This is a genomic window from Terrimicrobium sacchariphilum, from assembly GCF_001613545.1.
GTDB lineage: Bacteria > Verrucomicrobiota > Verrucomicrobiia > Chthoniobacterales > Terrimicrobiaceae > Terrimicrobium > Terrimicrobium sacchariphilum.
The window spans coordinates 3,454,768-3,472,673 of sequence record NZ_BDCO01000002.1 but is presented as its reverse complement, the minus strand read 5'-3'; the positions used below and the strand labels follow the sequence as shown (position 1 = coordinate 3,472,673).

Sequence of the window (17,906 nt, the reverse complement as noted above, 5' to 3'; positions counted from 1 at the left end):
AATCTCCCCCCATGTCGAATCCCTCCCCCATACTGTGCACGGTACTGTCTGCCCTGGTTTTTGCTGGAGTAGTCAATGCTGATCCGTATCCGGTGAACTTCGTGACGCCGCCGTCGGAGTTTGTCGCGGGGTCGCTGGAGAAGAACAATGGCTGGAAGGTGGCCGTCCAGTCTCCTGCCAATGGAGACTTCGTCATTCAACCAGGCGTCGGTTTGCTGCTCACGCCCAACACGGGCGGCACTCATGCGCTGGCGTATGCATTTCTTGCAGATTCGCTGATCGCCGGGGGGCGGGACCGCATCTCGGAGGGAATGCCTGCGACATTCACCGCGAATTTCTTTCTCAAGCAATCCGGTGCCACCGGCAAAGGAGCGCTGATCGGACTCGGATGGGCCTTGTTCCTGCCGGCAGGCATGAATAATGTGCCATTCATTGTCACATTTTCGCGATCTCCGGAGATGGGAGGCTATCGTCTAGGCCTGTCAAAGCACTCCGACCAGACCCAGATCACGGGTGGCACAGAGGCAGGTATTCCCGAGGCGGAGCTGGGGTTCAAGGACGGGAAATCCGATCCCCTTCAGCTCTCGATGACGCTGGTCAACATGGGGAGACCCTCCGAGTGGGCGAGTGTATGCATGTTGACGAACCTGAGAACACAGAAGACGTTTACATTGCAAAATACCATGAGTGCACCGGGCGTGTACAAAGCGGATGATCTCATTCGCGCAATCATCAACTTTCGCCGGGCCGACCAGGATGGGCTCGATGCCGTAGTAGTCACAGAACTTGACGCTGAACCAGTGCCAGCGCCCACGCTTCCTTAACGGGAAGTCTTCAATCCCTGTTTATCTTATGAAACGCTCCATGCTTATCGCATGCTGTCTAGCCGCAGCATTCTCCACCCCACTGCCTGCCGCCGATGAACCAGCTGCCGGGCCGACGAAGTCTCTCCTGCTCCCGGAAGGGCAGACCGATGTCGATATGGAAAGATTTGCTCCCAGCAGTTCCCAGGTGACAATGAGCCCCGATGGCAAGGGAGCATTGATGACCATCGCCGTGGGAAATGAGCAATACCCGGGAGTGCACTTCAAGCCGGAGGATGCGTGGGATCTTTCCGCCTTTGGCTGGGTGGAGGCAACCTTTACCAATCTCGGTACCAAACCGTCCATGTGCGCGCTTCGAATTGATGGCCAGTCTGCTGGTGGCGAGTGGGGTTCCAATACAGAGTCGGTCACGGTGAAGCCGGGGGAGACCGCCAACGCGAAAGTGTATTTTGGCTATGCCTATGGTGGAAAGCCTGCGACCAAGCTCAACCAGTCGGCGATTTCCAAGGTGGTGGTCTTTTGCAACAAGTCGAGCGAGGAGCAAAAGATCCGCATCGACTCAATCGTGGCCGGGGGAAAGACAGGAGATGCTCCGCCGGTAAAGCCGGAGAATGTGCGAGTGAAGCCGGTCAATGGCGTGATCTATGACAAGAGTGTGACGCTCAAGGAAAGTCAGACAGAGGGCAAGGAGGGAGCGGTCGTTGCGCCATCGACGGATGGGATCGCGATTGAGTTTCCTGCAGGCACGGCGGCAAAGTGGGCTCTGCTCAAGCCCGAGATCGGGCGCTGGACGCTGGTCGATGCGTATGGCGTGGAGGTCAAATTTGTCAATACAGGCGATCAACCCGTGCGCCTCCGCGTCAAGGCGAGCAGCAATGGCGGAGCGACGGATGTGATCGAGTCGGAGGTCGTGGCGCCCGGAGCATCCGGAGTGGTCGAGGTGCCTTTCGAACCCGCTGTCCCCTGGCTCGGCATCAAGGACTCCACCAAGACGAGCTGGAATGGCGTCAAGGGCACGGGGACCGGTTTCACCAGTGATAGTGTCGGCAGCATCGTGTTTTCCGTGGATGGCTCTGACAAAAAGCAGTCAGTGACGATCAAGTCGGTCGTGGCCGGGCAGCTCTCGCAGCGCCCGATCCCGGACTGGGTCGGCAAGCGTCCGCCCGTGGAAGGCGACTGGGTGATGACGTTCGACGAGAATTTCGACAAGGGTATCGATTACCGCACGTGGAATGTTTACACCGAGAATTACTGGGACAAGCGAAGCCACTTCAGCAAGGATAACGTGATCGTCGAGGACGGCGTGGCCAAGCTGCGCTACGAAAAGAAGACCGGCTTTCACAATGACGATCCATCCGGGAAGAAGACGGATTATGCAACGGGCTTCCTCGATACGTATGGTAAGTGGGTGCAGCGGTACGGATACTTTGAGGCTCGCATGAAGCTGACGAAGGGTCCTGGCATGTGGCCTGCCTTTTGGCTCATGCCCGATCGCGGACTCGCCGCGGGACCGCAATGGAAGCGGGCGGATACCGGCAATAGCGGCATGGAGTTTGACATCATGGAGCACCTGGGTCGCTGGGGGCGTTATCGGTTCAATATCGCTTTGCATTGGGACGGATACGGGAAAGGTCACCAGCAAACGGGCAGCCAGACGATCTACTACCAGCCCGACAAGGATGGCTATGTTACCTCCGGTCTGCTCTGGCTGCCGGGACTGGCTGTCTTTTACGCGAATGGTCGTGAAGTCCTCCGCTGGGAAACACCACGTATATCCAATGTGCCTTCCGACATCATGTTCACAAACGTGACGGGAGGCTGGGATAACAATGGCATCGATGATTCGATGATGCCGGATGACTTCATCATCGACTACGTGAGAGCCTGGCAGCGCAAGGACCTCGCTTCCGACCTGGATGGCTACAAGCTTCCCCAGGGAGTGGAACCTGGTCCGGCTGCACCGACTGCCAGCCCTGCTGCATCCCCGGTTCCGGCCAAGACTGAGTAGAACCACCACGTTCTCAAAACCGCTTTCCGCCAATCACGATGGGAAGCGGTTTTGCTTTTTTTCAACGATGGATCTGCCTGGATCGGGGGCATTGTTCAGCCTCAGAAGGTCCTGTCGATCAACTCCGTGACGGACGCAAAGGCCACCTCCCCCTGACACACCGAATGCAGAGTGACGGTACAGAGTCCTTGAGCGCGAGTCTCTTCCTGGCGGCGATCTCGGAAGCGATGGTCCTGGCTTGCCCCGCTGGCGGAGCCGTCACCACATCGCGTCGAGTCGTTGCCGATGGGTGGTACATTTGCAATCACGTCACCCGACGAGGGAGTTGATGGAGTGATCCAAATGGATGATGATTATCTCTCATTCCTTGGAATGAGCTTCCCTGAATGAAAAACGCGTACATTTCCTTGTTTGCAGCTGTCTGGGTCCTGGCGGAGTTGACTCCCTGTCTCGCAGCTGGCCGCGAGATCTTTGTCTCGGCGACCTCCAGCCCCGGCGGAGATGGCTCGCGAGGTGCTCCGTTCCAGAGTCCGGTGCAGGCCCGCGACTGGATCCGCAATGAGAGGAAGGCGGGAAAGCTCTCACCTGGGGAATCCGTCACGGTGCTGCTTGCTCCGGGTGATTATCGGCTCGAGGCGACGTTCGAACTGGAGGCTGGAGACGGTGGTGTCTCCGGAGCGCCTGTCATCTATCGGGCGGAAAAGCAGGGGGCAGCGCGTGTCTTTGGTGGGCTGATCCTGTCCGGAGTCTCATTTCAACCTGTTCGGGATGAAGGCATTCTCGCTCGACTCGACCCTTCGGTGCGCGAAAAGATCGTGTGTTGCCAACTGCCGGCAGAAGTGCCGCTGCCAGCCTATCCAGATGCCTTCGTCGGCATGCCTCCTGCTCCATGGCTATACTTTGACGGCCGACAGATGCCTCTGGCGCGCTGGCCCAATGTGGATGCGGCCAACGGAGGATGGAGCGTCTTTTCCAAGGTCGTGGACAATGGGCTGCCCAAAGCAGAGTCGCCGGACCCTCATGCTCAGAAGCTGCACCCCGGAGCGTTTGTCTGCGACGACCCCAGAGTGGGACGATGGAGCCTTGCGGACGGCGTCTGGCTGATGGGCTACTGGACGCATGACTGGGCGGAGCAGGTGATACGCGTGGCGGGATATGGAAAGGATGATGGGGTGATCACGTTGGCTGCGCCCCACGAGTTCGGGATCATGGCGGGAAATTGGGGTGGAAAGAAGGAGCGCCGCTTTTTTGCCTTCAATGTCCTGGAGGAGCTGGATGCCCCGGGAGAGTGGTATGTGGATCGCAAGTCGCGGGTGCTGTATTTCTATCCACCCCGCTCTCTGGATCAGGGCGGGCCAGTGCTGGCCACGATGACGAGTCCTCTGCTCCGGATACGGAATGCAGCGTACATCAAGTTTGAGGGAATACGTTTCGAGTACACGCATGCTCATGGAGTCGCCATCGACCAGAGCCGGAATATCGAACTGGCGGGATGCGTGATTGCAAATGTCGCCGGGACCGGCGTTACCGTTTCTGGAAAGGACAATGTGATCCGATCCTGCGATCTGTCTGATCTCGGTGCAGGAGGCATCGTGATGAGCGGCGGAAACCGCAAGACACTAGAGCCCGCGAACAACCTCGCGGTGAATAACCACATTCACTCCTATGGACTCTTTAAGCGTACCTACGCGGCAGGAATCGTCATCGAAGGGTGCGGACAGGTCGCCAAGCATAACCTTATTCGCGAAGCTCCGCATAATGCGATTCTCTACACTGGCAATGAACACTTGATCGAGTGGAATGAGATCTCGCGTGTGGTCCTGGAGTCAAACGATGCCAGTGCATTGTATACCGGTCGCGACTGGACGACCCAGGGCAACGTCATCCGGCATAATTTCATCCACGATCTGGGAGCGGGGGATTCTCGTATTACCATGGGCATCTATCTCGATGATTGCGACTCCGGCGATACGATCGAGGGGAATATTCTTGTCCGCGCCGGAATGGCGATATTCGTCGGAGGCGGACGGGACAACGCAGTTTCGAACAATCTTGTTATCGATTGCTCCATGGGGATGCATCTCGATGGAAGGGGCGTGACCCGGATCCAATGGAGCAATCCGGTCGATCCCAGTTGGGCTCTGGAAGCGAAGGCAAAGGCGCTCAACTATACGCAGCCTCCATGGAGCGAGAGGTACCCTCATCTTGCCTCCATCATGCGGGAGGATCCTCAGTTGCCACTCTATGACTCCTTTGAGCGAAATGTCTTTGTCAATTGTACGGACGATGTGTGCGAGCTCGACTCCGTGGTCCTCGGGATGCTGGACCGAGTCCGTATCGCTTCCAATCTCGTCGTGAACACAACAGGCGAACCATCCCTGGCAAAGCCTCCGGTGTACAAGGGGTTTGAATATCTTGCCGGCACGCCCGAAAAGCCAGTCGATCTCGGGTTTGGGAATGCGAAATCAGGCAACTACACGCTCCGCAAGGGCTCTTTGCTGCTTGAGAAGGTGCCGGGATTTCAGCCTATTCCCTTTGAGAAGATAGGCCTTTATCGAGACACCTATCGCCCCAATCTTCCGAATCGTGAACCGGTGGGTGCGATGCAGTAAGCGCGTGTTAGAAACGGGTTTTCGATGCTATGTCGGTGGGAAAGCCCTGCGTCCAGAGCAGCGAGGGTTGGGTCTGGCATGCAAATAGTACTTTGCTTGTCGAAGCGGGAACGGTAGATGGCGTGCTCCACGTTCCAATGAATCCCTATCTTGTCGGCGTACTCAGTGTGATCTCCATATTCGGGGGCGCTCTGCTTGGCATGAGGCTGCAATATATGCTGCCCGATCATCACCTCTCGAAAGAGACGCAGGATCTCGTCAAATTATGCGCTGGTATCGTAGCCACGCTGACGGCGCTGGTGCTTGGACTTTTGGTCAGCTCGGCAAAAAGCTCATTCGACGCAATCAACACCGGCATCGTGCAGGCGAGCGCCAATATCATTTTCCTCGACCGCACTCTGGCTCGATATGGCCCGGAGACCGGGCCCGTCCGTGAACAATTGCGCTGCACCGTTGCGTCCGATATCAATGCCGTATGGCCCGACGAAAAGATCGGAGAACCGGGCCTCCAGGCTGTTGAGCGCAAGAATGCGATGGAAAGCGTTCAGGACAAGCTGAACGCCATCGAACCAGATACCGATGCCCATCGAGGCATGTTTTCCCAAGCTCAGCAGATTTCCGCAAGTCTTGCCCAGTCGCGGTGGCTGATGATTGAAGAAACGCACAACATCCTACCCCACCCCCTGGTGGTCATTCTTGTCTTTTGGCTCACACTCCTTTTCATCAGCTTTGGCCTCTTTGCTCCGCGCAATATGACCGCGATCACCGTGATGTTTGTCGGTGCATGCGCGATCTCGGTGGCTATTTATCTCGTGCTGGAGCTGAATCATCCGTTTGATGGCCTTGTACGGGTTTCCAGCATGCCATGGCGCAATGCTCTTCAGCATCTGGGGCGCTAACCTTGAGGGTGGGGAACGGAGGTTGACACTACGCAAGGATCGATTCTCCCTCGGAATGTCTTGAAAAGTGGCGGGCGGCTTGGAGAGATGGGCCGTTGCCTCCAGTGAAAAGCGTATAGATACACTTTGTGTCGATGATCCGGCGTTTGAGTTGAACCCGCGGGGCGGAGGGACCATCCTTCATCCGATGAAGCGAGGTGGTTTGGTGGCGCCGTGACGTCGCATGAGCCGGCCGGCCCCCGAGTTTCTTTTTCCCCTTATTATGAAAACACCGTTTTGTTTTATTCCGTGCTGCCGTGCCTGGAGCCGATCTTCTTTCAGATTGGCCTTGTTATCCACCGTGCTTTGTTCAGGAGCGGCGTTTGCACAGGAGCTTCCAGAGGATTTTGAATCGGGCCCAGCGGTGGCGGTCGAGGGGAACGCCGTGGAGGAGACGAAGTGCGAGATTGTGGAGGATGCGGCGAAGGCGGGAAATCACGTGATGAAGCTTTCCTGGGAGGCGCATTCCGGCAGCCATGTGGCAGCAAATCTCGCCACGCCGGGAGCGATTTTGTTCCGAGAGCCGGGAATTTACGAGATCACGGCAAAGGTGAATGTTGAGCAGTGTCCGCCGGAGATCCAGGCGCTTGCCATCCGGGTCGTCGACTCCGGCAATGAGACCTTTCAGTATACGACGCCGATTGTGAATGCGGGAGAACCGGGCTGGACGGAGCTTAAGTGGCGTGTCGATACGAATGCACCACTCCCGGACGGCTCCAAATCCTGGGGTGAGAGGGTTGATGGTGCCATGGATTTCCCGGTCAGGTTTCTGGGGTTTGGCGCCGGTTTAAAGGACTGGAAGACCGATGGCGGTACTCTTCTCTTTGACGACATTTCGGCGACTAGGGTGTCGGACTAATCTCGTTGGTCGATCCTATGTATCGTTTTATGAAGGGAATGCGCTTCGTTCCACTTGCCGGGTTTCTCCTTGGTTTACTTATGGCGGGAACCCTCAACGCCTCTTTGAGAGTTTCAATCCCATGGGATAGGGATTGGCCGGTGGTTACCCCGGCAACGGCTGGTGACTTTGGCTTCCTCGTGAAAAACGAAGGACCGGGAGCCGTTGACACGGAGTTTTCGGCCAGATTCGTTTCTCCCTCGGGTGTTGAGGAAAAGGTGCGACAGCGCGTGTCGCTTTCCTCTGGCGAGGAAACCAGGATCCCCTGGTCCCTGCAGGGACGTGAGATGGGGGCGTGGAGTGTGGAATATGCAGTGACGGGGACGGCCGATGGTGAGGTGAAAAAGAAAGTCCTCTTCGGCTATCTGGAACCGGCAGGCCCCAATGACACGAAGCCGGATTTCCTGCTGGGCGTCTGCGCGCATTCCTCCCGCGTCTCCTCCGAGGAACGGCAGAGAGAAATCGCCTCGGCTGGATTCATCGGCTGCAAGGTGATGAGAAACGGCGTGGGCTGGGAAAGCATTCAGCCGGATTCCGCCGAGCAGTGGAAATGGGAGGTGATCGACGAGATCGTCACGGCCGCCGAAAAGCAGCATATGCAGATCGAGATCCTGCTGGCCTATACGACCCGGTGGGCGGCTCCTCCCGAGAAACAGAAGAGCGCGGACTGGCTGGATTGGAACCGTGCCGCTCCCGACATGCAGGCATGGCGGACATTTGTAAAGGCCTATGCCGAGAGATTCCGCGGGCGCATTCATCTCTGGGAGATCTGGAATGAACCTGACCTCGAGGGCTTCTGGCGGGGAACGACCGAGGAATATCTTTCGCTCTTCCGCGCTGCTCGCGAGGAGCTAAAGGCAGTCGACCCGGAAAATGTGGTGATGAGCGGTGGATTTGCCACGCTCCTCAATCATCCGTCTCGCAAAAAGAACCCCGACTTGCAGGAGCGAGCGATGATGACCCTCGGCCCGCAGATGGATATGCATGCGGTGCATGAGCATGGCCCCTTTGATCGTTTTGCCCAGGTGGTCGATGGGGTTTATGCGGACTTCCGGGCAAAGCTTCCCGCCCCCGTCCCGCCTATCATCTTCAATGAAACTGCGGAGCATTCACTTTACGGAACCGAAAAGGCTCAGGCGGAGGCTCTCGTGAAGAAGGCAACATTTGCCCGGGCGCGAGGAGCTGTCGGGTATTTCTGGTACGACTTGCGCAATGATGGTGTCGATCCCACCGATCCGGAGCACCACTTCGGCCTCCTTACGCGAGCCATGGAGCCAAAGCCCGCCTATATCGCCTTCAATACGCTCGCCCGGCTAATGGTGCCGCGCCCGTACCTGAGGCAGCTCGACGCCGGGGAGAATCGCTGGTTCTTCCTGCATGGCGACAACGCGGAAAAACTACTCGTTTTTTGGAACGAAGACGATGGCAGCCAGAATGAGCAGATCCTCCTCCGCATGCCGGGAGCAGCGCGAGCGAGCCTCGTCGACATCAATGGCAACTCATTCCCGCTCTCGCTCGCCGGAGATCTTGCCGTGGTGAGTTCTGGGCGTACGCCGCAGTATCTCCTGGCCGAGGGCGCTCAGACCATTGAGGTGGTGGGCCGCCTTGCTGGTCCGCCCCGTGCCTTCTTTGGCAGGCCTGGAGCGGAGGTTGCTGTGGAGTGCGAGTTTTTCAACCCTTCGCAAAACCCTGTTACCGTAAAGACCGACTGGGCTGTGCCGGGTACTATGTCGGTGCGGCGATCCGCTGCGCCGGAGCTGTCCATTCCGGCGGGAAGCCGGGCTCTCTCGACCGTCGTTGTGAAGCTGCCAGAGGGTGAAAACTATCAGTTTGGCCGCGATGGAAAGCTGCGGGTGAATTACGCCTTCTCCGGCCTGCCGTACTCGGGGCGTATTCTCATTCCCGTCCATTATGGAACGATCTCGGTACCGGCGGATGCCACCGGCCGTGCGCCCGACATCACGCTCGACCGCCGCGATCAGCTTGTGTCCTTCATCGAGGCCGATCCCCACATGGTTGCGCATCGGTGGAAGGATGCCTCCGACCTGAGCGCCCAAGTCTGGCTCAGGGCTGAGACGGATGATCTCGTCATGAAAATCGCAGTTACGGACGACAAGCACTTCCAAGAAGGCGCGGCGGCCGACATGTGGAGGGGTGACAGTGTCCAGTGCGTGCTCGTCCTGCCCGAGCAAAAGGGCAGTTGGGAACTTGGCTTCTCCGAGGACAATCAGGGGCGTCCTCTCGTTGCCTCATGGGCGACTCCCTCGGGGTGGCAGGATTGCTCCGACAAGATTCGCGTCGACGTGGAAAAGCGAGGCGAGAGCCGGGTGTACACTGTCCGCATGCCCCGCAAGGAACTCGGTCTGACGGATCAGATCATGCGCGATGGATTCCGTCTGAACCTTGCCGTTAACGATAATGACGGCGTCGTGCGTGCGCACGCTCTGCAACTGGCTCCCGGTCTCGTCGCCAACAAGTCGGTGAACTTCGCGCCATACGTGACCTTTGAGCAGATTCCCGTTCCGAAATAATGGAGCCGTTTTCCCGGCGGAGTTTGGGGAAACTCTATTTCGTCTCCATTTTGGGATTTATCGGACGGGTGATGGCTTGATGGTGAAGAGGTCTTCGGACACGGGATCAATCTGGAACAGCTCGGAACTCCCGGTGAAGGTAAAAAGCGGATTATCCCGTTGCCCATTCACGCCGGGCTGTCGTCCTTCCGCCTTGAGGGGATAAAAATAGGAAGCATTCCCGTGGGAAGCCTGGCCAAACTCTGTCACCCGATACTCCCAAAAACACTGGCCATGTGTGGTAAATGCAGCCCATCGGAGCGGGAAATACCCATGCGCCGGGGACAAGTCGACTTCATAGCGGCAGGAAATGTTTCCTATCGGATCAAACGCATCGCGGATCTCAAACCGCACGACATCCTGGCCCGCTACCTTGCGAGGGCCGAGAAAGCGCGCCCTGGCCATCAACTGGTTCCACACAGCGTCGGATTTCAAATCCTCCAGCTTGATCGAAAGCGGTCTGCCGGGGACGAAGCCCGCGAGGAAGGCAAATTGATCCATTGCAGACGGGCTAGAATCAAAGACTTCATTAGGCGTTTGCCAGGTGGAGGTAAGTCTCCGCATGCGATCCAGCCTCTGGGTGGTGCGATTGTTGTACGCGAGTTCGTCGTCCATCAGGAGGTCGCCATTTTTTGAAACCATGTTTGTTTCCACCCGAAACATGGACCCGGAAAAAACCACTCTCTTTTTTATGGTGTGTCCCGGGCACTCCTGGGGTGTGACACGGTTCACTACGTAATAGCCTGGAAACATTTCGTAGGTCGTCGAGGAGACTGCTGTGATGGCAGGGACGGCCTGAAGCGCAGCCTTCAGCTTTGCGATTTCCGTCAGAGAACCGGGGTCTCGACCAGCCAGGACGTGTCCGCCAGCGAGGAGCGACGCGGTGAGAAGGAGGGAAGTCTTCATGGCCAAGTTATTCTGGGAGTTTGGTTTGGAGATGGATGAGGAGTTTGCCGGTCAGAGCGTGTGCGGCTCTGGGTCCCGGGAAATAAACGGAGAAGAGACAGTATGCAAACGCGGCTCTGTTTCCGGTGAATGATTCAGTGTTGCGGTGTGTTCTGGAGAACGATCTTAAAGTTAAGCGCAATCGGCTCAAAAGAAGCAGTGCAAAAATCCCCAACACGGGAAGTCGAACGCGAAATGCGCGGACATTGGTGAGCCGTTCTGATACGACTAAGCAAAGCTGACGAAACATCATGCGAAACTTTATTTCTCCGGTCTGCGCCGCTCTGGTTGGTCTGGCGGGAGTCGTCTCCGGGGTGAATGCCCATGAAATCACGACGGCGGAGCTGGCTTCCTTTCTGGATGTGCACGGCTGGTCGACACGCGTGGCCTTGCCGCCGGGGACCTACACGCTCGATATCTGCCCCATCGAGGGTGGCAATGTTGGCGAAGGACTCTTTGCCAATCAGATTGATTGGTCGAAAGATCCGACGGGAAACTTCGTCATCCTGGCCGGACCAGAGGGCGAAAATTACAAGATCAGCGTTTCCAGCCAAACCGGCGGAACCATGACCATCTCGACCAGCGGGCGGCGATTTAAAGCGACATTCAATCCGCCATTGCCGGAAACCATATCCGAGGGGGTCTATCCCCTGTTTGTCGACCTCGATGGCCGCAAGCCTGACGGCGCGGAATACGATCCCTCGACCTACAAGCGCGGCTTTGTGCTGAAGGTTTCGAAGAAATGAGGCTTCTTTCGTTCGAGCCTCTGGATGCATGAAAAGACTCCTTGTTTGGGCTCTATGGCTCGCGACGGGAATGTGCCTGGCCGGGGAGTCGGCGGACGTGCTGGCGGCACGGATTATCTCGGGTTCCGTCAATTTCGGTCATGTAGTCGGGATTGCCGGCGCTCGTCTGCCGGACGGTACCCTGGTGCCGTTGTCAGCAGTGGATAACGAGGTGCTTTCGGTGGCTGATCGCGCGGACAAGGAACTGCGAGATTTCATGCTGAAAGACGCTCCTGAGAAAATGCGGATCTGGTACGCGCTGCATATTCTCTCCGACAAGATGAAGAGAGCGACCAGCCCGGAGGAATCGAAGGATATTCTCAGGATGCAACTGCTGCTGGGAGCACGTTTGCAACAGTTGGCAGAAGGTAAACACGATACGCCGTAAGTTGGGAACCGGAGCTTCTGCTAGCGGCGAGAAGGCAGAATGTTGTAACCATGACTATGTGGGGCGCACTGTTAGGTCCGCTGGTTGTGGTGCTGGCGGGACTCGGGCTACTTTGTCTCCGTGCGGGATCGACGCCTTACGATTGGGGCTCGCTTGCCGCGAGTGCCTGCCTGTGGAGGGAGCGAGCTGGTGGAATCTTCATGCTTATTCGGCGGGGTATAACATTCGACCGGATCTCCTGGCACTGATTCCGGCAATGTGGGCGGCTTTGATAACTCCGATCGCTATTTTGGTGTGGCGAAGCGTCTTGGGAGAGGGTCAGCCATAACTGATGCGGATTATTGATCGGTCATCTCTCCGAGCGCGAGCGGGGTCGAGGGGAGCTTCGGGGTTTGGTCAGGGATTGCTGACAGAATCCGGTAGTTCCTGCCACTCAATTGCCGGAGCTGAACGCCTTGCCGGTGGATTCCCCTATAAAGAGAACGGTTTCTTGCGGTTTAACCAGCAATGGGCCTGACCATTTTTGTTTTTTCGACTTTATCCATTCGAAGCAGGGCCGCAGCAGCGCGGCAACATCGGGCATCTGCAAAGACGTGAGAGATGGTGTTGAGTATCTCGCTCCGCCGAAATCTCCTACGGCGCAGACTGAGATGTCCCTGCCAACCTCAAGCCCATGTTCCGAGAATGCCCTCATCGCACCATTGGCTGTGGATTCATTGGGACAGAAGACGGCCGTGCCGAACGTTTCACCGTTATCCAGTCGCCGGCTTACGACCTCATAAGCGCGAACGATGGGCCGTTCATAGGACCGAACCGGATCGTTGATCAGGCTGCCCTGCATTTTCCGCTCCTGCGTCCCCTGTCGCCAAAACTCGATCCGGGCTGCCGTTTCCTGGCAAATGGGCTGGGTGTTGAGGCAATCCACATGATGATGTCCGAGAGACTGTAGATGGTCCAGAAGGTGCCGGATATTTGAGGCGCGAAACAGGGAAAGACACGGAATGCCCCTGGCCGTCAGGTCGTAATCCACGGTCATCAAGCATGTCGACGCCTCGGATAAAGCGTCCAGCACATTGGGAGGGATTTCCTCCGTCGAGGCCAGGAGAATGACGCCATCGAAGCTGTTCAGCGCTTCCTCAATGACGAGATCATTCCAATGGACATAATCCATCGGGCGCAATAAGGAGCTGCTTTCGGCAGCGACGATCTGGGCGCCGAGTCGCACCATGGACATGTATTGCGAATCAAAGGCCGGAGCGAGAAAAGCCACGCGCAACCCCTCGCGTCCGGCCCGATGACGAGGCACCTTGGGCATCAGTCGACCATTCGGATACTGGACCAGCAGATCGTCTTTGATGAGCGCCTCCACCGCCTTGCGTGCGACGATATGGCTCACGCCCATTTTGGAGGCGAGTCTGCGCAGCGATGGGATCTCGTTGACTATGTAATCCCCATGCAGGATTCGCTCTCGCAGAACCTCCGCGACCTTTTTATACTGAGGCTGTTGGGGCCATGTTTGCATCATTTGCCGAGCATGCTGTGACAGACGTCATTTTCTGTGTGATTGTTCCATGTCTGCGTACGGAGGCTTTTTACTGGGTGACCGCCGTCCACAGAGTATTACCCGATATAGAAAAATTATCCGTGATATCGGAAAGTCGCAAGGCTTCCACGTGTCCGTCGACAAAAGCATAGTTGATCATGGGGTCATGGATGGTCTTCTTGTTTGAGAGAACGGGTTCCTGCCCCTTCCATATCCAGATGCTGGTCAGGGCGCTGTATGGCAGTTGATTTTGGTAATTGGCGAGAGTCTGCCCGTTGGGATCAGAGCACCATTCTGACAACATGATGCATTTGGTGGGCCGGGATACTTGTGCGATCCTGCGCACCGGCGTCGGCACGCCCTCGCTGGTGTCGATGGAGATAAGGCCGCTGCCCGGAGGAGGCCAGCTGCTGGTCGAGGTGTAAAACGCGCTCAACGAGTAGCTCCGCGCGTAGTTTCCGTTGGCGTCGATATATGGTCGCGGGTCCGATGGGCATTTGAACAACTTGCCCGGGCGCTCGGAGGCCATCTCCAGATAGGGTTTGATGACGTAATCCCAGGATCGATACATGCTCCAGGGCTGACCATTGGCGGCTGTGATATAGGGAGGGAACCGTCCTTCATTGTCCCCTGTATACATGATGACGCCACCCGCGATCGTGCGCATGTTGTTGATGCATTGCGCGGCATTGGCAGTCTTCCGGTACTTTTGCAGGCTTGATATCAGGAGGGAAGCAATCACGCCGACGAGAGCGATGACGACCAGCAACTCCGCAAGGGTAAACGCCCCGGAGGAGAGCCGCATGGATGGGGCAATATCAGCTCTATTGCTCATGGTTCATGGGAGGATTGGCCGGTGGCGGAGAGAAAACGAACTCGGACTTCAGGTACGCCCCCGGATTGATGATTGCATTGCCTTCCACTGTAATATTGCGGCTATTTACGATCCATCCCAGGGCTCCTTCCGGGGCATTGAAAGGGTAGGGTTCAAGGTTTTTTCCTGGGGAGATAAATCGGTTGTTTGTGATCGAAACATTTGTGGCGGATGACACCAATACGTTCAGACCGTCATTGTTCTCAAAGATGTTTCCGGAGACGGTGACATTCTGATGGCCTCCGGCCGGCGTGAAACGATCATATCCGCGACCCCACCAGCAACTGATATTGACAGCTCCGATCTGCGTCCATATCCCCACATTTCTCAGCACGTTGTCCCGGATCATCAGGTTGCGGGCATAATCTCCCTCGGCCCAGAAGTGCATGTCGGGAGCAACGATGATCCCGCCGATCGCGCTGCCTTCCACGGTGCAGCCCTCGATGATCCCGTCTCCGGCCTGAATCAGCATCCCTCTGGGGCGATTGAATCCTACCCGGCAGTTACGAATGGCGAATCCGCTGCCCTGAGTGTCCGCATTTACGGCAAACCACGGGAAACGCGCTGGACAAGCCTTGTCCAGCACCACCGTGTATACCTTGAGTGTGCCGGACTTCCGTTCGTTCTCATATTGACTGAACGAACTCAGATCCTGAGTGATCTTGTAGCCGGGCGACGGGGTGATGGAGATGATTTTTGACTCATCCACGGAAGCGCCATTCTCGTCATAGATACGCAGAGTATCTCCCGCCTCGCTATAGTAAGGATGCGACTGTGGAGCCGCCGCCACGGTCAGTGTCCTATCATCGGCCTCGAGTACCAGATAGGATACCCCATGAATCGCTATGCAGTCGTCATTCATATGCTCGAACCGGCAATCTACCAGCTGGGGTCCCCGTCTCACGCTGACGCTGTGAAATCCATCGGCATTTGCGGAAAAAAGCGGACGTTCCGTGCCGCCTTTGGGGGCGGGTCCGCGCTCGATGCGGCATCGGCGGTAAACATTGCCGCCATTGCCTCCGGCTTCATAGATCACAAAGCCCGATCCGCTCTGGATCACCATGTCAGTTACCTGCAATCCCTCGCACTCGATAAGGAACAGATCCGGCGCCACGACTCCCCGCCAGCTGGCTAGATCCCCCTCCTTAATCTGGAATCTCTGGGCCAGAGGCTTTGCGAAAACGAACCGGAACCACCCGGCCTTGATTCTCTGCACCTCGGAGAAGAACAAATCATCCAGGCCGGGCTTTAGTTCACGGGTATTTGGGTCGAATATGTTGACAAATTTAGGCGTTCCCGGACGGAAAAAATACTGCGGGTTATCGATGTCCTGCAGGTAGCCCGTGTCAATTCTCACATCAAACCACCTGCGCCCCTGATCAACATGCTCGATGCGACCTTGGGAAAAAGGGGGGATCTCATGCCGAAATACTCCACCTTTCAAGGTAACATTCCGGCACCGCTCCAGCCGGATGCTCTGAGCCTTTCCGCAAATGAGGAACGTCACATTCGTGGCGTCGATCTCGAAGTCCTCGAGTCCCCTAAAGAAGAGACACGCTTCATCATCAGGAAGTTTGGCCAGCCTGTACTCGCCACGCGGAATTACGACTCGCTTCTGCCCCGCCCGATAGGCCTCGGAAATGTAGGACTGCAGCTCCACGGCGTTCATCTGGGGGTCAGCAGCATGAAATCGTGGATTTTGCTTATCTCCGCACGCCGACAGGACGAGTAATAGCACTGGCGACAGGCATGCCGCGGCAAATCTCCTCTTCATACAGTATCTCCCTTTCGATTTATTTGTCCGACCGGACGCTTCACCCAGAGTCCTTCCTTCCAGGAAAATCGACCGGGTTCCGTAATCGGCAGGTCTAGCTCCGGAAGCTGCCTCTCCGCAAAATGAGCATTCCCAATAGCAGACCCATCATAACGAGGAGCTTCGGAGAAGGTTCGGGCACGGCGACAACGGAGAAATCCGTGGCCAGAGCGCTGGTCGTGGCGGAGCCGTTCCCATAGATGAAGAATCCGGAGGAACCTATCGATTTCGATAACGTCACGGACCGGTTTCCCGACACATTGATACCGTTGATGAGCAAGCCGGCGATGGCCGTCGTAGGATTGTATACCAGCTCAAGAGTGTAGGGATTTGTGCTGGTAAAGTTGGACAACGTTCCCGATGCGACAAGCGTCGCCCCGTTTTTCAACTGCCATCCGCCGGTAGGAGTCAGGAGACCGAAGAGAAGGCTATTCGAGGAATCAAACCAGTTCGAGTTTGTGCTGCTGTGTTGGAAGCCGACAGATATCCAGCCCGACGTCACCGTGATCACGCTTGCTTGTGCCGTCAGCGTGGTCCCCGGATTGGTGAAGGAAATCAACCCGAAGGAATCAACCCCAGTGTTTGCGACGGTCGCCCCTCCATCGGCTCCAAACTTTGCGTTGCTGTACCATGTGCCGGAGCCAACCTCGGGAGGCAGTCCATTCAGGTTTCCACCTGCTGTTCGGGTCGTTCCATTCAGATCAAACGAGTCCGATATCAGCGTTTGGGCATGCATTAGTCCGATACTGCAAAGTATCAGCAACATCGAAACTCCTGTTCGTACAATTCGGGGGTGGGTTTTCATTGGTTTTCGTGGTCTTGGTTTTCGGTTTGTCTGCAATAATTTAAAATATCACAAAATGTGCTATTTAATAAGGGCGTGTTTTTTTTGGATGCAGCGAGAAAAGATCAAGGCAGGGAGCTGACGGAGAAATCTCGTAATGAAGCGGCGGTCGTGGCGGCGCCGTTTCCGTAGAAGAAGAATCCGGCCGATCCGATGAGATCGGTCAATTGCGCCGCCCGTTCGCCGGAGACATTGATATCGTTGATGAACACGCTGGCCGTGCCGGACGCGGGATTGTATCTGAGTTCCAGTTTATACACGTTGCCGGGCTCGAAATCCGTCAATGTCCCGGAAGCCAGCAGAGTGGCTCCCGAGCTTTTGAGTTGCCACCTTCCATTGGGTTCCAGCAATGCAAACAGAAGGCTGTTGGCGGGATCGTACCAGTTTGATTTGGAGCTGTTTTTTTGAAAGCCGACCGAAACCCAGCCCGAGGTCGCTGTGACAACGGCTGCTTCAACCGTGAGCGTTGTCTCGGTCGCCGGAAGGGAAATTAATCCATACGCATCCGCGCCAGACTGTCCCACGGTGACGCCGCCCGTCGGGCCAAACCTCGCGTTGCTGTTCCATGTATCGGATCCTGTTTCCGCAGCCAAACCATTCAGTTCTGCCCCCGGAGTTCGCCCTGAGGCATTGAGTGCAAACGTATCTGCGACTATCGCCTCCGCCCGGGTGGACTCTACACCACCCAATACCAATAGTGTGGTGACGCTGATTTGCGTGGCTAATACAAGTAGCTTCATAATGTCAGTTCAGGCTGGAGTGGGCGGGGGACTTGATTGTGCGCTCGGGAGATGCCTTCCAAAAATCACTGTCCATCGGAATTCATCGCTGGGGGATGCGCTTGTAGCTCAAAATGTGCTATAA

Annotated in this window: 14 protein-coding genes; 8 read left to right on the top strand and 6 right to left on the bottom strand. The window is 56.6% G+C overall.

Annotated features, from left to right (window positions below):
• Positions 1-11 precede the first annotated feature (11 nt).
• The 6 genes from TSACC_RS16295 to TSACC_RS16270 all read left to right on the top strand — a co-directional run bounded on the left by TSACC_RS16295 (position 12) and on the right by TSACC_RS16270 (position 9,811).
• Positions 12-824: a hypothetical protein gene (locus TSACC_RS16295; RefSeq protein WP_075080282.1), complete on the top strand. Its 813-nt coding sequence runs from the start codon at positions 12-14 to the stop codon at positions 822-824.
• 28 nt (positions 825-852) lie between these two features.
• The gene (locus TSACC_RS16290) at positions 853-2,832 is read left to right on the top strand and encodes a family 16 glycosylhydrolase (protein ID WP_075080281.1); all 1,980 of its coding nucleotides are present in this window, start codon (positions 853-855) and stop codon (positions 2,830-2,832) included.
• 386 nt (positions 2,833-3,218) lie between these two features.
• Positions 3,219-5,444 (top strand): right-handed parallel beta-helix repeat-containing protein, encoded by a 2,226-nt coding sequence (locus TSACC_RS16285; RefSeq protein WP_075080280.1) that lies wholly within the window; start codon positions 3,219-3,221, stop codon positions 5,442-5,444.
• Positions 5,445-5,581: 137 nt separating this feature from the next.
• Complete coding sequence (locus tag TSACC_RS16280) at positions 5,582-6,343, top strand: bestrophin-like domain (protein WP_075080279.1); 762 nt, start codon at positions 5,582-5,584, stop codon at positions 6,341-6,343.
• 403 nt (positions 6,344-6,746) lie between these two features.
• Positions 6,747-7,241, top strand: coding sequence for a hypothetical protein (locus tag TSACC_RS16275; protein ID WP_075080278.1), 495 nt, complete (start codon positions 6,747-6,749; stop codon positions 7,239-7,241).
• A gap of 140 nt (positions 7,242-7,381) precedes the next feature.
• Positions 7,382-9,811 carry a GH39 family glycosyl hydrolase gene (locus tag TSACC_RS16270; RefSeq protein WP_075080277.1) on the top strand — a complete coding sequence of 810 codons (2,430 nt, stop codon included), beginning with the start codon at positions 7,382-7,384 and terminating at the stop codon, positions 9,809-9,811.
• A 57-nt stretch (positions 9,812-9,868) separates the two neighbouring features.
• Here the strand turns inward: TSACC_RS16270 and TSACC_RS16265 are convergent, their stop codons facing one another.
• Positions 9,869-10,756, bottom strand: a complete 888-nt coding sequence (locus TSACC_RS16265) for a hypothetical protein (protein WP_075080276.1) — start codon at positions 10,754-10,756, stop codon at positions 9,869-9,871.
• Between the two features lie 290 nt (positions 10,757-11,046).
• Here TSACC_RS16265 and TSACC_RS16260 point away from each other — a divergent pair, with 290 nt between their 5' ends.
• Together TSACC_RS16260 and TSACC_RS16255 are read left to right on the top strand one after the other, a co-directional pair.
• Entirely contained in the window at positions 11,047-11,541 is a 495-nt protein-coding gene (locus tag TSACC_RS16260; protein ID WP_075080275.1) for a hypothetical protein, read from the top strand.
• A 28-nt stretch (positions 11,542-11,569) separates the two neighbouring features.
• A complete protein-coding gene (locus tag TSACC_RS16255; RefSeq protein ID WP_075080274.1) occupies positions 11,570-11,968 on the top strand; it encodes a hypothetical protein in 399 nt (132 codons plus the stop codon).
• A 433-nt stretch (positions 11,969-12,401) separates the two neighbouring features.
• Here TSACC_RS16255 and TSACC_RS16250 read toward each other — a convergent pair whose 3' ends face one another.
• The 5 genes from TSACC_RS16250 to TSACC_RS16230 all read right to left on the bottom strand — a co-directional run bounded on the left by TSACC_RS16250 (position 12,402) and on the right by TSACC_RS16230 (position 17,782).
• Positions 12,402-13,493, bottom strand: a complete 1,092-nt coding sequence (locus tag TSACC_RS16250; RefSeq protein ID WP_075080273.1) for a substrate-binding domain-containing protein — start codon at positions 13,491-13,493, stop codon at positions 12,402-12,404.
• Positions 13,494-13,560: 67 nt separating this feature from the next.
• The gene (locus TSACC_RS16245; protein ID WP_075080272.1) at positions 13,561-14,316 is read right to left on the bottom strand and encodes a DUF1559 family PulG-like putative transporter; all 756 of its coding nucleotides are present in this window, start codon (positions 14,314-14,316) and stop codon (positions 13,561-13,563) included.
• A gap of 19 nt (positions 14,317-14,335) precedes the next feature.
• Positions 14,336-16,054 (bottom strand): right-handed parallel beta-helix repeat-containing protein, encoded by a 1,719-nt coding sequence (locus tag TSACC_RS16240; protein WP_075080271.1) that lies wholly within the window; start codon positions 16,052-16,054, stop codon positions 14,336-14,338.
• 199 nt (positions 16,055-16,253) lie between these two features.
• A complete protein-coding gene (locus TSACC_RS16235; RefSeq protein ID WP_075080270.1) occupies positions 16,254-16,934 on the bottom strand; it encodes a hypothetical protein in 681 nt (226 codons plus the stop codon).
• Between the two features lie 173 nt (positions 16,935-17,107).
• Positions 17,108-17,782, bottom strand: coding sequence for a hypothetical protein (locus TSACC_RS16230; protein ID WP_153811483.1), 675 nt, complete (start codon positions 17,780-17,782; stop codon positions 17,108-17,110).
• Positions 17,783-17,906: the final 124 nt, after the last annotated feature.

Excerpts from the sequence above, each read along its gene's own strand:
- TSACC_RS16230 (WP_153811483.1), bottom strand. The coding sequence starts at position 17,782 with ATGAAGCTACTTGTATTAGCCACGCAAATCAGCGTCACCACACTATTG.
- TSACC_RS16290 (WP_075080281.1), top strand. The coding sequence starts at position 853 with ATGAAACGCTCCATGCTTATCGCATGCTGTCTAGCCGCAGCATTCTCC.
- TSACC_RS16255 (WP_075080274.1), top strand. The coding sequence starts at position 11,570 with ATGAAAAGACTCCTTGTTTGGGCTCTATGGCTCGCGACGGGAATGTGC.
- TSACC_RS16235 (WP_075080270.1), bottom strand. The coding sequence starts at position 16,934 with ATGCATGCCCAAACGCTGATATCGGACTCGTTTGATCTGAATGGAACG.
- TSACC_RS16280 (WP_075080279.1), top strand. The coding sequence starts at position 5,582 with ATGAATCCCTATCTTGTCGGCGTACTCAGTGTGATCTCCATATTCGGG.
- TSACC_RS16240 (WP_075080271.1), bottom strand. The coding sequence starts at position 16,054 with ATGAACGCCGTGGAGCTGCAGTCCTACATTTCCGAGGCCTATCGGGCG.
- TSACC_RS16295 (WP_075080282.1), top strand. The coding sequence starts at position 12 with ATGTCGAATCCCTCCCCCATACTGTGCACGGTACTGTCTGCCCTGGTT.
- TSACC_RS16250 (WP_075080273.1), bottom strand. The coding sequence starts at position 13,493 with ATGATGCAAACATGGCCCCAACAGCCTCAGTATAAAAAGGTCGCGGAG.
- TSACC_RS16265 (WP_075080276.1), bottom strand. The coding sequence starts at position 10,756 with ATGAAGACTTCCCTCCTTCTCACCGCGTCGCTCCTCGCTGGCGGACAC.
- TSACC_RS16260 (WP_075080275.1), top strand. The coding sequence starts at position 11,047 with ATGCGAAACTTTATTTCTCCGGTCTGCGCCGCTCTGGTTGGTCTGGCG.
- TSACC_RS16245 (WP_075080272.1), bottom strand. The coding sequence starts at position 14,316 with ATGCGGCTCTCCTCCGGGGCGTTTACCCTTGCGGAGTTGCTGGTCGTC.
- TSACC_RS16285 (WP_075080280.1), top strand. The coding sequence starts at position 3,219 with ATGAAAAACGCGTACATTTCCTTGTTTGCAGCTGTCTGGGTCCTGGCG.